The organism is Sandaracinus amylolyticus (assembly GCF_000737325.1).
Classification (GTDB): domain Bacteria; phylum Myxococcota_A; class Polyangia; order Polyangiales; family Sandaracinaceae; genus Sandaracinus; species Sandaracinus amylolyticus.
This window is the reverse complement of the sequence record NZ_CP011125.1, coordinates 9842924-9856718: the sequence shown is the minus strand read 5'-3', so window position 1 is coordinate 9856718 and position 13795 is coordinate 9842924. Positions and strand designations below refer to the sequence as shown.

The 13795-nt window shown below is 71.5% G+C and carries 12 protein-coding genes; 5 read left to right on the top strand and 7 right to left on the bottom strand.

Annotated features, from left to right (window positions below):
- The first annotated feature begins 31 nt into the window (after positions 1-31).
- Positions 32-1984, top strand: a complete 1953-nt coding sequence (locus DB32_RS41760) for a carbohydrate-binding protein (RefSeq protein ID WP_083458395.1) — start codon at positions 32-34, stop codon at positions 1982-1984.
- 88 nt (positions 1985-2072) lie between these two features.
- The gene (locus DB32_RS41755; protein WP_053239140.1) at positions 2073-2318 is read left to right on the top strand and encodes a VF530 family protein; all 246 of its coding nucleotides are present in this window, start codon (positions 2073-2075) and stop codon (positions 2316-2318) included.
- A gap of 45 nt (positions 2319-2363) precedes the next feature.
- Here DB32_RS41755 and DB32_RS41750 read toward each other — a convergent pair whose 3' ends face one another.
- The 3 genes from DB32_RS41750 to DB32_RS41740 all read right to left on the bottom strand — a co-directional run bounded on the left by DB32_RS41750 (position 2364) and on the right by DB32_RS41740 (position 6772).
- Complete coding sequence (locus tag DB32_RS41750) at positions 2364-4580, bottom strand: flotillin domain-containing protein (RefSeq protein WP_157070330.1); 2217 nt, start codon at positions 4578-4580, stop codon at positions 2364-2366.
- On the bottom strand, positions 4505-5200 hold the full coding sequence (locus tag DB32_RS41745) for an OB-fold-containig protein (protein WP_053238245.1): 696 nt from the start codon (positions 5198-5200) through the stop codon (positions 4505-4507). Before DB32_RS41745 ends, DB32_RS41750 begins: the two co-directional genes overlap by 76 nt.
- A gap of 75 nt (positions 5201-5275) precedes the next feature.
- On the bottom strand, positions 5276-6772 hold the full coding sequence (locus tag DB32_RS41740) for a sensor histidine kinase (RefSeq protein ID WP_169791725.1): 1497 nt from the start codon (positions 6770-6772) through the stop codon (positions 5276-5278).
- 68 nt (positions 6773-6840) lie between these two features.
- Between DB32_RS41740 and DB32_RS41735 the strand changes: the two genes are divergently transcribed.
- From DB32_RS41735 to DB32_RS41725, 3 genes are all read left to right on the top strand, one after another.
- Positions 6841-7962 (top strand): alpha/beta hydrolase, encoded by a 1122-nt coding sequence (locus tag DB32_RS41735; protein ID WP_053238243.1) that lies wholly within the window; start codon positions 6841-6843, stop codon positions 7960-7962.
- 58 nt (positions 7963-8020) lie between these two features.
- Positions 8021-8578, top strand: coding sequence for a hypothetical protein (locus DB32_RS41730; RefSeq protein WP_157070329.1), 558 nt, complete (start codon positions 8021-8023; stop codon positions 8576-8578).
- 92 nt (positions 8579-8670) lie between these two features.
- Positions 8671-11010, top strand: coding sequence for a Tex family protein (locus DB32_RS41725; protein ID WP_053238241.1), 2340 nt, complete (start codon positions 8671-8673; stop codon positions 11008-11010).
- Between the two features lie 63 nt (positions 11011-11073).
- Here DB32_RS41725 and DB32_RS41720 read toward each other — a convergent pair whose 3' ends face one another.
- The 4 genes from DB32_RS41720 to DB32_RS41705 form a co-directional block, all read right to left on the bottom strand.
- The gene (locus tag DB32_RS41720) at positions 11074-11448 is read right to left on the bottom strand and encodes a VOC family protein (RefSeq protein WP_053238240.1); all 375 of its coding nucleotides are present in this window, start codon (positions 11446-11448) and stop codon (positions 11074-11076) included.
- Positions 11403-12128, bottom strand: a complete 726-nt coding sequence (locus tag DB32_RS47735; protein WP_157070328.1) for a hypothetical protein — start codon at positions 12126-12128, stop codon at positions 11403-11405. The genes DB32_RS41720 and DB32_RS47735 overlap by 46 nt, the downstream gene beginning before the upstream one ends.
- A gap of 49 nt (positions 12129-12177) precedes the next feature.
- Positions 12178-12846 carry a hypothetical protein gene (locus tag DB32_RS41710; RefSeq protein ID WP_157070327.1) on the bottom strand — a complete coding sequence of 223 codons (669 nt, stop codon included), beginning with the start codon at positions 12844-12846 and terminating at the stop codon, positions 12178-12180.
- A 142-nt stretch (positions 12847-12988) separates the two neighbouring features.
- Positions 12989-13795, bottom strand: a complete 807-nt coding sequence (locus DB32_RS41705; protein WP_053238237.1) for a hypothetical protein — start codon at positions 13793-13795, stop codon at positions 12989-12991.

Here is a 13795-nt window from a genome sequence, read left to right as displayed (position 1 = left end):
CTGCGCCGGGGGAGCCGGGGAGGACAAGAAAATGTCGAAGCAACGTGCGCGGTCGTCGGCCGCGCGATGGGTGTCGTGTTGTCTCGCGCTCGCGCTGAGCGCGTGCCTGGGCGAGGGGATCGAGGACGCTTCGCTCGAGGCGGCGGCGATCGCGGACGACGAGCAACGCGCGAGCGCGGTCTACGTCCTCGAGACCGGCCATTGGAGCCAGTACGTCTATCACGGCATCAGCCGTGAGAGCTTCTGGGTGGACCTCGCGGTGCGCAACGACGCGTACACGAAGGACGTCGGGATCCTCTGGACGACGAACGGCTGGATCACGTCGCAGCGCGCGACCGCGGTCTGCGAGGGCACGCTGCCCGACGGGCGCGAGCGCTGGGGCGTGGACGTGCGCGACTTCGCGAACCGCGGCTGGGGCCACGAGCCCGAGGTCGAATTCGCGGCGTTCGTCACGATGAACGGCACGACGAGCTGGTCGCCGTTCCGCAATCACTTCGTGTATCGCGGGGTCACGCCTGCGAGCCCGGTGCGCCTGCTCTCGTCGCGCATCGCGTGGGACGGCTCGGTCGCGTCGCTCGAGGGCACGGTTCGCTCGCTGCGCACCGCGCGCCCGCGCCGGATCTTCGTGCGTTACACGCTCGACGGATGGGCCACGTGGGACGAGGCGGAGGCCACGGCGAGCGAGGGTGAGCACGCGTTCTCGATCCCGCTCGACATCGATCCCGCGCGCACCGAGGAAGTGGCCTTCGCGGTGCGCGTCGAGCACGACGGACAGAGCGCGTGGGACAACAACGGGGGCGCCGACCATCGCCACCAGCTCGCGCCCGCGGTGAGCGCGTCGTTCGTGAACGCGCCGGGCTACGCGATCGACGGCGTGCTCGTGCTGATGGGCCACGCGCGCAGCGCGTTCCCGGTCGACGCGGTGCGCGTGCGCATCGACGACGGGGCATGGGAGTCGCTGCCGCAGGGCGACGATCTCGCGCGCGGTCTCGCGGCGTTCTCGACGGCGGGCACGTTCCGCCGCGTGGTCGAGACGCGCGCGCTCGCGGCGGGCCCGCACACGCTCGAGGTCGAGGTCTCGGCCGGTCCGTTCGTGCGCTCGCCCTCGACGCTGACCGTCGACGTCGCGGACGCGATCGCGTCCGTCGGCTCGCAGCGGCTCCCCGAGTCGGATCGCGGCACCGCGTGGGACGTCGATCGCGACCACGACGGTCGCCTGGTGATCGCCTACGACCGCGGCGTCGCGCGGCTCGACTCGCAGGGCGCGCTCGAGCTCACGTTCGAGCCCTACGCGGGACCGGGGCGCTTCGACGACGTCGAGGCGACCACGCAGTACGTCTACGCGCTCTCGAGCCCGCTCGTGGTGCGCTACGAGGCGGCGACGGGCGCGCTCGATCGCAGCTTCGGCGTGGACGGCGCGCTCGACCTCGGTGTGGTGCTCACCGGCGACAACGCGCTCTGCTACGCGTCGCAGATCGCGGCGAGCGACGACGCGCTCTTCGTCACGGACAGCTGCAACGCGCGCGTGGTGCGCCTCACGCCGGACGGTGTGCTCGACGGCGTCGTCGCGCTCGGCGACGGGCTCGGGTACGCCAACGTGCAGCACCCGACGCTCGCGCCGGACGCGCTCTGGGTCTGGCGCGAGCGCCACGTGGGCTCGGACTTCGTGCGCGAGCTCGTCGCGATCGACGCGGATGCGCTCGCGGTGCGGGAGGTCGTCTCGCTCGATCCGCGCGTCACGCAGAGCGCGGGCGGGGTCGGCGTGGGGGCGGATGCGTTCTGGGTCGTCGCGTACGACGGGATGCTGCTCCGCATCGGTCGCGACGGCGCGCTGCGCGGCGCGTGGGTCGGCGGTGACATGTACGAGCCGCTCGTCCCGGGCGTGATCAACATCGGCGCGCACGTCGAGGTGCTCGCGGACGGCAGCGCCGAGGTGCTCTCGGTGCAGACCGCTTCGCTCGAGAGGTTCGCGCCGACTCGTTGAGAGACGAGCGGCGACGCGCTGCGTGCCCTTTCTCGCGATCGCACGTGCGCCGGAGCGCGCCGTCGGTCATGGACCCCAGCGCGCGACGATGACGTCCTCGGAACGACCCCGCGATCCGCTGCACGGCGTGACGCTCGCGATGATGCTCGAGCGTCTCGTCGACGAGCTCGGGTGGGACGCGATGGGGCGTGCGGTCGACATCCGCTGCTTCACCCACGAGCCGAGCATCGCCTCGAGCCTCAAGTTCCTGCGCCGCACGCCGTGGGCGCGCGCGAAGGTCGAGGCGCTCTACCTCGACGTGCTCGCCGCGCGCCGTTCGCGACCGCGCTCCTGATGCACGAAGCCCCGGCGCGCTCGCGCGCACCGGGGCTCCGCTCGTTCACTCTTCGGCCGCTGCGCTCTCCACGACCGCCGGGGGCGTCGCGCGCTCCGCGAGCGCCTTCTGCGCGTCGTCGCTCGAGAGCATCGGCGCGACCTGCGCGATCACCTCACGCGCCTTGTCGGTGAGCACCTGGCCGTCGACCTTCCCGAAGGTCATCAGCTCGCGCATCAGCGGGTACGCCGCGCCGGCCTCCATGATCGTCTTGAGGATCGGCGACATCATCCCGACCGCGCCGGGCGTCGCGCCGCTCTCGCCGTTCGCCGCGCTCCCCGCGAACATGCCGTTCGTCTGCAGCACCTTGATCTCGGTGATCTTCTGCGCGGGCATCATCAGCTCGCGCGCGAGATCGGGCGCGACCTCGAGCGCCTTCACCGCGACGTCGCGCAGCAGGAGCTTGTCACCGACCGCGTTGTCCGCCTCGACCATCGCGCGGCGCGCCTCGGCGAGCGCCAGACCCTTGAGGCGCTCCGCCTCCGCGAGCTGCTTGATCGCCTCGGCCTCCTTGAACGACGCCTCGGCCGCGGCGTCCGCCGCGATCCGCTGCGCGTCCGCCTCGGCCTGCGCGGCCGCGCGTCGCTTGTTGGCCTCCGCGACCGCCTCCGCCTCGAGCGCCTGCGCCGCGCCGCGCGCCCTCGCGAGCTGCGCCTCGGCGAGCTCGCGCGCCTTCTTCGCCTCACCTTCCGCGAGCGCGCGATCCACCTCGGCTCGCGCGGCCGCCTCGATCACCGCGATCGCCTTCTCGCGCTCCGCCTTCGCGGTCGCCTCGACCGTCACGATGGCCTGCTTCGCCTGCTCTTCCTCGGCCCGCGCCGTCGCCCGCGCCGCGGCCGCACGCGCCGCCGCCTCCTCGCTCTGGATCACCGCGACCTGCTTCGCGATGCGCGCGACCTCGATCGCCTTCTCCTTGTCGATGAGCGACGCGCCGACGACCTTCTCCTTGTCGATCATCGCCGCGTCGATCGCCTTCTGACGCTCGACCTCGGCGGCCTGCACGACCTTCTGCTTCTCGATCTCCGCCGCCTCGATCGCGCGCTGCTTCGCGATCTCCGCGGCGCTCTGCGCCTTCTCCGCTTCGATCTGCGCCTCGCGCTCCGCGCGCTGCTTCTGCGCGAGCGAGATCGCGACCTCGCGCTCCTGCGCGATGCGCGCCTGCTCGACCGCGCGCTGCTTCTCGTACGACGCGAGGTCACGCGCCTGCTCCTGGATCAGCACCGCCTTCGCGGTCTCCGCGGTCTGCATCGCGGCGTACTCCGCGACCCGGCGCGCCTGATCCGCCTCGGCCTGCTTCTGCGTCTGCTCGAGCTCGAGCGCGCGCATCTTCGCCGCGACGTTCTGCGCGTGGATCTGGTTGTCCTTCTCGCGCTGGATCTGGTTCGTCTTCTCGCGGTTCGTCTGGACGCTCTCGGTGATCGCGCGCAGGCCCTCGGCGTCGAACACGTCGCTCTCGTCGAGCTCCGAGACCGGCACCATCGCGAGCGACGTGATCGACACGTTCTCGAGCGTCAGGCCGTTCTTCTTGAGCTCCTCGGCGAGCGTCGCCTGGATCATCTCGGCGAACTCCTTGCGCTTGCCGTGGAGGTTCATGAACGTCTGGTTCGCCGCGACGCTGCGCAGCGCGTCGGTCAGCTTGCCCTCGATCAGATCCGCGATGCTCGCGCCGTCGAGGTTGCGCTCACCGAAGCTGCGCGCCGCGGCGAGCACGTCCTCCTGGATCGGCTCGACCTTGATGTAGAGCTCGGTCGTGACGTTCGCCTTGATCTTGTCGGCGGTCACGAGCGCGTTCTTGCCCGCGCGCTCGACGCTCAGCTTCACGCTGCGCAGCGACACGCGCAGCAGCTGGTGGAGGATCGGGTAGACCATCACGCCGCCCCCGATCACCACCTTGTTGCCGCCGCGGCCGGTGCGGACGAGCGCCTCGTCGGCGCCGCAGCGCCGGTAGAAGCGGCTCATCATGACCATCGCCATCGTCGCGACGAACACGACGAAGCCGATGAGCCCCGCGATCCCCAAGGTGACCGGATTCCACGTGCCCATGACCGTTCTCCCTTTCGTGCACGAGCCGCGCACGACCGCGCGGCTCCCTCGCAACGGGCCCGAATCGGCCCGAGCGCAATCACCGTTGCGTTGTTGAGCGACCGTTAAAGAACGCGCTGCCGGCGCTCGGGGTCGCCCTCGTCGAACGCAGCGACGAAGAGCGTCCCGTCCTCGCTGCACTCGACGACGACGGCCTCGTCGCGCTCCGCGAGCTCGCGCGTGCCGGGCGCGACGCGACAGACCACGCGCACGTCGTGCCCGCTGCGATCGCGCAGCCGCACCTCGCCGAACTCCTCGCTCACCCGCGACGAGATGACGACGCCGATCGTCCCGACCAGCTCGCGCCGCGACGTCGCGGCCTGCGCGCGATCGTCGATGATCGGCGCGAGCACCCGCGCGACCAGCGCCGCCGCGCCGTAGCCGACGAGCAGCGCGCTCGGCAGCGTCCACGCGAGCGAGACGAGCGGCGGGCCCGCGGGGTCACTCAGGTACGCCGAGTTGATCACGAGCCCCGCGATCGCGAACGCGAGCCCAGCCGACTCGACCGTCAGCGTGAGCGGCACCCGGCCGATCGCGAGCGGCCCGAGCAGCGCCTCGAGCGCCGAGCCGTGTCCCGCATCGGCTTCGTGCCCGTCCGCGTCGCCATCGCCGTCCGCGTCGGTATCCGCGTCCCCGTCGTCGTCGCTGCCGAGCAGGCCGAGCACACCGCTCGCCTGCACCAGCGCGAAGAGCAACGTCGCGCCGCCCGCGACGGTGAATGGGACGTTCGCCCACGACGAAAGCCAGTCGAGCACCGACACTGCGCGCTCCCTCCCGAAGTCGGCTCGGCCCCCCCGTGCCCGACTTCGGCGCGTCCAACCGTAGCCCACGCCGCGCTATTTCGGAATTCCGCCGGCGCTCGTCGCGCTCTCGGTCGGCAACGACACCCGGAACGTCGATCCCAGCCCGACCGTGCTGTCGACCGCGATGTCCCCGCCGTGCGCTTCCACGATCCGCCGCGCCACCGAGAGCCCGATGCCCGCGCCCGTCGCGACCGCGCGCGCTCCGCGGGAGCGCCGGAACGGCGTGAAGAGCTTCTCGCGATCCCCGCTCGCGATGCCGATGCCGTGATCGACGACGGATACGAACGCGCGCTCTCCTTCGCGCCCGACGTGCACCTCGATCGGCCCGCCTTCGGGCGAGTACTTGATCGCGTTGCTCACGAGGTTGCCGACGACCTGCTGCATGCGCAGCACGTCCGCGCGCACCGTCACCGGCCGCTCGGGCGCGTGCAGCGCGATCGTGTGGCTCGTCGCGGTCGGCGCGTGCAGCTCGACGACCTCGCGCGCGACCTCGCGCAGATCGATCGGCTCGCGCGTCAGGGCGAGCTCCCCGGCTTCGATGCGCGTCGCATCGAGGAGGTCTCCGATCATGCGCGCCAGGAGCTCGATCTGTCGGTCCGCCATCGCGAGCGTGCGCTCGCGCGCGCTCGCGTCGGTGCGGGCGAGCGAGATCGCCATCTTCAGCGCGGAGAGCGGGTTCCGCAGGTCGTGCGCGACGCCGGCGAGGAACGCGAGCCGCTCCTCGCGCTGGCGCGCGAGCTCTCCGCGCATCTCGCCGAGCGCCGTCGAGATCTCGCGGATCTCGCGCGGGCTCTGCTCGAGAGGCATCGTGCCTCGCGTGCTCGCCGGGTGTGTGATCTCGTCCCGCAACGCCGCGAGCGGGCGCAGCACGCGCCGGTGCAGCCCCGCGACCAGCGCGGCGAGGCCCGACGCGATCAGCACCGCCGCCGCGATCCCCGCGGTCGACGCGAGCCGGTCGACGCGCTCGGTCTCGCGCTGCGCGCGCTCCACCTGCTCGACGTTCATGCGGCGCAGCTCGCCGAGCCGATCGTGCAGCGCGACCAGCGGCGCGCGCATCTCGCGCACGACCTCCTCGAGCGGCGCGTCGCGGGCCTCGAGGGCGCGTCGTCGCGACAGCGCCTCGTCGAGGAGGTGCTCGATGTCGTCGAGGAGGTGCCGCTCTCGCTCGTTCGCGATCAACGTGCGCGCCTCGTCGAGGTTCGCGCGCATCTGCAGCTCGAGCGTGGCGCGCGGGCGCGCGACCTCGGAGTTGTCGCTCGCGACCGCGAGATCACCGAGCGAGTCGTGCATCTCGAGCCGCACCTCCATCTCGTCGGCGAGCGCACGGCTCCGCGTGTCGCGCAGCATCGTCCACGTCACGTCGTGGAGCAGCGTCGTGACCACCACGATCGCGATCGCGAGCGCGATCGCGACCGCGCCGAACAGCGCGGACCACAACATCACGGTGCCGCGCAGCCCGAATCGCCGGCGCGCCCCCGCGCGCGATCCCTCGTGCAGCGCACCGTCTCGCTGCTCGATCGCGAGCCGCATCGTGCAGCCGGGCTCGCAACGCGCGGGCCACACCTGCACGATCGACGTCGCGTACTAAGCTGCGCGCCGTGGCGACGCACCTCGACGCGCGCACCGGCGCCGCCCTCGCGATCGGCGCGCTGACCACCGCGAGCGCGCTCGGCCTCGCGTTCTGCCAGTCTCCGCAGGGCGACGAGCCGAACCGCAGCGCCGAAGCGATGGTCACGCACACGCTCGAGGAGGCGTGGCCGCCGCCCGCCGGCGATCTCGAGGCGGCCCTCGCCGCGACCGCGATCCGGCGCATCTCCGAGTCGGCGATCTACGATGCCGGCGTGGACGCGGGAGACGGCGACAGCGGGCCTCCGATCGTGCTGCCCGAGGGCCCGATCGAAGGCGTGCAGGTGCGCCGCGGCGCCTACGAGGACATCCACTTCCTCGAGGTCGTGCTCGGCCCGGCGACGTTCGACGACGCGCTGCCGATCGTGTTCGTGTTCCACGGGCGCGGCGGCAACGCGGGCCTGCCGGGCGGTCCGTTCCTCGGGCTCTCGCACCCGGTGCGCGTGATCGTCCCGCAAGCGAGCGATCGCCTCGGCACGGGATGGGAGTGGCTGCCGGTGAGCGTGGGCTCGGGGCTCGTCGATCGCCTCGCCTCGTCGCTCTTCCAGGTGAGCTCGCGCGTCGCCGCGATGATCCGCACGCTCACTGCGGAGCGTCCGACGCTCGGGCGGCCGATCGTGAGCGGGTTCTCGCAGGGCGGTCTGCTCACGTACGCGCTCGCGCTGCACCACGACGACGTGGTGGGCCACGCGTTCCCGCTCTCGACGTGGCTCCCGCCGCCGCTCGAGCCGCTCTATCGACGCGACGATCTGCGCTTCCCGCCGATCCGCTCGATGCACGGCACGGTCGATCCCGTGATCCCGGTCGGGCCCACGCGCGTGCTCGTCGATCGCCTCCGCGCGCGCGGGTTCGACATCGAGCTCGTCGAGTTCGACGGGGTCGGCCACGAGATGAACGAGGCGATGAACCAGACGTTCCATCGCTGGCTCGAGCGCGCGGTGTGCGACGTCGTCGGCGACACCGCGTGCCCCGCCGCGCTCGCGCCCGGCGAGGACGGTGGGGTCCCGATCGACGACGCGGGCGTCGACGCCGGCGAGGACGCAGGCGCCGATGCAGGGCGTCGCCGCCGCCGCGCGCCGCGCGACGCTGGGTGATCTCGGGCTTGCTTCTCGACCGTCCCCTGCTGGACCATCACGGGAAGGGGAGGTCGCCGTGGAAGTGAAGGGGACTGCGTTCCTCGCGCGCAAGACGTTGCTCGTGCACGAGCTCGGCGAAGAGAAGTTCACGCGCTTCCTCGAGCGCTTCGCGGAGAAGGAGCCGGTCTTCCGCGAGCCGATCCTCGCGACGTCGCTCATCCCCATCAAGCCGTTCCTCGCGCTCAACGACGCGATCGTCGCCGAGCTCTACGGCGGCGACATCGAGTCGTACTTCCGCGTGGGCGCGGCGAGCGCCGAGTGGTCGCTCACGCAGGGCCCGTACAAGCACATGCGCGAGACCAAGAGCCTCGATTCCTTCGCGGGCATGGGGCGCGTGCTCTACGCGAACTTCTTCACGAAGGGTCGCGCCGAGACGGTGAAGCACGGCAACCGCGTCGAGCTGCGCATCAGCGAGGTCGCGCGCGAGTATCACCACCCGTACTTCGAGTATGCGATCTGCGGCTACTTCAAGCGCGGTCTCGAGCTCGTCGGGGGAGGCCGCGTCGACATGAAGCGCATCCGCGGCTTCACGAAGGGCGACGCCGACGTCTTCTACGAATTCCACTTGTCGTAGCGCGCGCGATCCGTGGGGCGCGATGCATCGCGCGGCGGGCGTTCTCGCACGTTGAAGCGGTCGATCTCGTCGGATAGAAGCGACGACTCCCTATGAGCGAGACGTCGACCAAGCCTCAAGCGTTCGATCCCGTTCCGTTCATCTCGCAGGAGCTGAATCTCCCGCCGCGCGGCGTCGCGGCGGTGGTGAAGCTGCTCGAAGAGAACGCGACCGTTCCCTTCATCGCGCGCTACCGCAAGGAAGTCACCGGCGGCCTCGACGAGGTGCAGATCCGCGACATCCAGGAGAAGCGGGCCTACATCCTCGAGCTCGAAGAGCGACGCGCGTCGATCCTCGAGGAGATCGGCAAGCAGGGGAAGCTCACCGACGACCTCAAGAAGAAGATCCTCGCGTGCACCACGAAGGCGGCGCTCGAAGATCTCTACCTGCCGTACAAGCCGAAGCGCCGCACGCGCGCGACGATCGCGCGCGAGAAGGGGCTCGAGCCGCTCGCGCTGCGCATCCTCGCGCAGAGCGCCGACGGTGATCCGCGCGTCGAGGCGCAGGCGTTCGTCAGCGCCGAGAAGGAAGTCGCGGACGTCGCGGCAGCGCTCGCCGGCGCGCGCGACATCGTCGCGGAGATCGTCGCCGAGCACGCCGACGTGCGCGCGCTGACGCGCGAGGCGTTCGAGAAGGAAGGCATCCTCGTCAGCGAGGGCGTGCCCGACAAGATCAAGGAGCCGACGAAGTTCGAGCAGTACTACGAGTGGCGCGAGCCGATCGCGGAGATCCCTTCGCATCGCTTCCTCGCGATCCGTCGTGGTGAGCGCGAGGGGATCCTCCGCGCGTCGATCGAGGTCGACGGCGAGCGCGTGGTGCCGCGCCTCGAGAACGTGATGAAGGTCGATCGCGGCTCGCCGTGGTGCGGCGAGATGAGCGCGGCGATCGCGGACGCGTTCAAGCGCCTGCTCGCGCCGAGCGTCGAGAACGACGTGCGCGTCGACCTGAAGCTCAAGAGCGATCGCAGCGCCGTCGACGTGTTCGCGGACAACCTGCGCAACCTGCTGCTCAGCGCGCCGCTCGGGACCAAGAGCGTCATCGGGATCGACCCCGGTCTGCGCACCGGGTGCAAGGTCGCGGTGGTGGACTCGACCGGGAAGTTCCTGGTCAACGACACGATCTACCCGTCGCAGGGCGCGGCGCGCGAGGAGGATGCGAAGCGCGTGCTGCTCACGCTCGTGAAGCGCCACACGCCCTTCGCGATCGCGATCGGCAACGGCACCGCGGGCCGCGAGACCGAGTCGTTCGTGAAGAAGACGCTCAAGGAGGCGGGCATCACGGACGTGGTGGTCGTGCCGGTGAGCGAGTCGGGCGCGAGCGTCTACTCGGCGAGCGACGTCGCGCGCGAGGAGTTCCCCGAGCTCGACCTCACGGTGCGCGGCGCGATCTCGATCGCGCGTCGCCTCCAAGATCCGCTCGCCGAGCTGGTGAAGGTCGATCCCAAGTCGATCGGCGTGGGGCAGTACCAGCACGACGTGCACCAGCCGCTGCTCGCGCGGAAGCTCGGCGAGGTCGTCGAGAGCTGCGTGAACCACGTCGGCGTGGAGCTCAACACCGCGAGCGCGTCGCTGCTCGCGTACGTCGCGGGCATCGGCGGCTCGCTCGCGAAGAAGATCGTGAAGCACCGCGAGGAGAAGGGCGCGTTCACGTCGCGCCAGCAGGTCCTCGAGGTGAGCGGGCTCGGGCCGCGCGCGTTCGAGCAGTGCGCGGGCTTCCTCCGGGTGCACGGCGCGGCGAACCCGCTCGACTCGAGCGCGGTGCACCCCGAGCGCTACGCGCTGGTCGAGCGCATCGCGAAGGACATGGGCGTGTCGCTCGCGGAGCTCGTGGGCAACACCGATCTCGCGAAGAAGATCGACATCCAGAAGTACGTGGGCGAGGGCGTGGGCGAGCCGACGCTGCGCGACATCGTCGCGGAGCTGGGCAAGCCGGGGCGCGATCCGCGCGCGAGCTTCGAGCCGCCGAAGTTCCGCGACGACGTCATGGAGATCACGGACCTCAAGGAGGGCATGATCCTCGAGGGCGTGGTCACGAACGTCACGGCGTTCGGCGCGTTCGTCGATCTCGGCGTGCACCAGGACGGCCTCGTGCACGTGAGCAAGCTGAGCGACCGCTTCATCAAGGACCCGAGCGAGGTCGTGAAGGTCGGCGACAAGCTCACGGTGAAGGTGCTCGAGGTGGACCTGGCGCGGAAGCGCATCTCGCTGAGCGCGCGCATGCACGACGAAGCGAGCAAGGGCCCGCGCCAGGGCAACCAGCACGGCGGCGCGCGCGCGCCCGGCGGCCCGCAGCGCGGCGGCCCGCAGCGTGGTGGTGGAGGCCCGCAGCAGAAGGGCCCGCCGCCGAAGCAGTTCGCGAACAATCCGTTCGCCAAGCTGCTCGACCGCAAGTGAGCCCGACTCACTTCTGAACGACGAAGGGCGCTACGGAATCCGTAGCGCCCTTCGTGCTGGTGCTCAGCGCGGCAGCGAGCCGTCCTGGTAGAGCGAGAGGATGTGTCCGTCGGGGTCCTTGAGCTCCGCGGACCATCCGCCGGGCGCTTCGGACACCGGCGTGACGAGCTCCACGCCGGCCGCGGCGAGCGACGCGACCATCGTGTCGATGCCGCCGCGCGCGAGCCCGAAGACCACCTGCGGGGTCGCGCCGCGCGCTGCGTCGCCAGGCAAGAACACGAGCTCGACGTCACCCGGCAGGCGCGCCTGGAGGTAGCCGTTCTCGAAATCTTCGACCTCGAACGGGATCCCGAGGGTCTTGGAGTAGAAGCGGTGGGTGCGCGCGAGGTCCGTCACGACGAAGACGATGGCGACGTTCTTGAGCTGACCGTTGAGCATGAGCTTCCTCTTTCACGGGTCCGACCGCCCGCGGGGGGCGCATCGGAGGCTTTCCCGCTCGTTGCCGTGGCCCGTCCCGCTGTGAGCGCCTCGGCGAAGATCAGCCCGTGACCGTCGGGATCGCTGGCTCCCAGGACCCGACCGACGTCGCCGGCGCGCGTCGCCTCGAGCCGAGGGAGCACGTCGACCTGCGCGCGGCGCGCTCGGACGACCGCCGGGGTCCGGCTGGGCGTCGGAAGCTCGGGGCGAGCGAGCGGGCCGAGCTCCCGCAGCGACTGGAGCCTCTTGCGCAGCGCCGCGTCGTTCACGCCGAGCGCGGCGCGGAGCTCCGCCTTCTCGAGCCCGAGGAAGAGCAGCAACAGCGTCGTGCGCAGCGTCGGGGTGAGCTCGGACAGCGGCGCGCCTTCGACGTCGTGCGTGTCCGTCGCGCCGTCGTGCTCTTCTGCGACGATGCGGAGCTCGCGCGCCCGCCGGCGAACGGCGCTGCGCGCGAGGAAGGCGGCGTGACGTCGCGCCGCGCCGTGAGCGCTGCGCAGGAACACCTCGCCGTCGAGGGGAAGCCCGCGCTGCAAGGCGGACACGATGATGTCGTGGGCGAGGTCCTCGACCTCGTCGGCCACGCGGCTGTACCGCCGGGACACTGCGACCAGAGACTCGCGAACTGCCTGCAGGCGCGACATCGCGTCGGACCCTAACACCTCGAAACCGCTCGGAACCAGCGCGGCTCCGTCACCCGCAGAGCGCCGAGCACGTCGCCGGCGCCTCACCGCGCTCGCCGCACACCGCGTGGCACGCCTCGCGACCGCGCTCGGTCGTGAACCCGCACACGTTCTTGCAGCTCACGACGTCGTCGCCCTGACGCAGGCACACGCCCGCGCACCCGACCTCGCCGCAGTCGCTCGTGAGCCCGCAGAGGCCCTTGCACGTCGCGGTCGCGACGCCGCGCGCGATGCACGTCTCCGCGCAGCCGAGCTCCGCGATCGCGCCCGACGCGCCGCACACGCTCCGGCAGGTGCCGGTGTCGTCGCCGTTGTCGACGCACAGCGCGTAGCACCCGTACGCGTCCCCGAGATCACATGCCGCGCGGCACGCCGCCGTCGACGTGCCGCTCGAGATGCAGCCCTGCCAGCACGCGTCGACGGTGCCGGTGCAGGTGCCGCTCGAGGGGCGCCCCGAGTCGCGTCGGGTGCCCGCATCGCGCGCGCAGGAACCGCCGTCGCAGGGCTCGCGGCAGACGTCCATCACGCACTGGAGCCCGGGATCGCAGCCGTCGCCCGACGTGCACGCGCAGCCCTCCGAGCCCACGTCGCATTCGTCGTCGGGCGCCTCGGTCATGCACGCCAGGATCGTGAGCGTGAGCCACGCTCCTGCGACGAGAGCCCCGATCCGCTTCGGCACGAGCACCTCCGAGCGCGCTGGTTTGTCGCGCCGGACGGCGCGGGGCAATCCATCATCGGCTCGTCCACGTCGTGCGCTTCCGTCCGCGCGCTCTGCGCGGTCCCGTGCGCGCGCGCCGCGGCCGAGCACTCCGGTCGTCGATTCAACGGTCGGGCACCGGGGTCGGGATTCCCGCGTCGTGACGGCACTCGAACGTGGTGCGATGCCCGGCGACGACCGGCACCTGCACCACGCGATCCTCGAGCGCGACGGCGTACGAGCCCGGCGCGTAGCTGCCCTCGAGCGTCCCGCCGGGCAAGCACGTGATCCCGCCGAACACGCACCGCTCGCGGCAGACGAGCGCGAGCCGCCCCTCGCTCGCATCCTCGCGATACGCCGAGATCGACCACGCGATCCCGACGATCACGAGCACGGGCAACACCCCGACCCACCCCAAGCGCCGGTGAGCACGCTGGCTCGGATCGCAGGGCCGCTCGCGCACCGTCGTCCTTCCCAGCGCGAAGTGCTCGGCGATCCGCGACGCGAGGGCGCGTGCGTGCGACGCGCCGAGCAGGTGCGAGGTGATCGCGAAGTCCGACCCGTCGGCGGTCGTCAGCTCGACCGACGCCACGTCGGCCGCGAGGATCGTCGTCGAGCATCGCTCGTCGGTGCCCACGCGCCGCACGTCGCTCGCGTCGAGCTCGCGCACCACCTCGCGCCGGAAGAGCGCGCGCTCGCGAATCACGACGTGCATGCCACGGACGTGGACCGCGACCCACCGCGCGTGCGATGCGGTCTTGGCGAGCGCGACGTACGCGATGATCAGCGCGCCGAGCGCGATCGGGTGCGCGAGCATCGCGGTGATCACGGAGACGACGGTCACCACCGTCGCCATCACCACGCCGCGCCACGCCACGATCACCCTGCGATCGAGCTCGACCTCGCTCGCGCTCGGCTCGCGATACGCCAC

Bases quoted from the DNA above. Each gene is read 5' to 3' on its own strand.
- DB32_RS41755 (WP_053239140.1), top strand. From the start codon at position 2,073: ATGACGTCCTCGGAACGACCCCGCGATCCGCTGCACGGCGTGACGCTC.
- DB32_RS47735 (WP_157070328.1), bottom strand. From the start codon at position 12,128: ATGTCGCGCCTGCAGGCAGTTCGCGAGTCTCTGGTCGCAGTGTCCCGG.
- DB32_RS41760 (WP_083458395.1), top strand. From the start codon at position 32: ATGTCGAAGCAACGTGCGCGGTCGTCGGCCGCGCGATGGGTGTCGTGT.
- DB32_RS41740 (WP_169791725.1), bottom strand. From the start codon at position 6,772: ATGCGGCTCGCGATCGAGCAGCGAGACGGTGCGCTGCACGAGGGATCG.
- DB32_RS41720 (WP_053238240.1), bottom strand. From the start codon at position 11,448: ATGCTCAACGGTCAGCTCAAGAACGTCGCCATCGTCTTCGTCGTGACG.
- DB32_RS41725 (WP_053238241.1), top strand. From the start codon at position 8,671: ATGAGCGAGACGTCGACCAAGCCTCAAGCGTTCGATCCCGTTCCGTTC.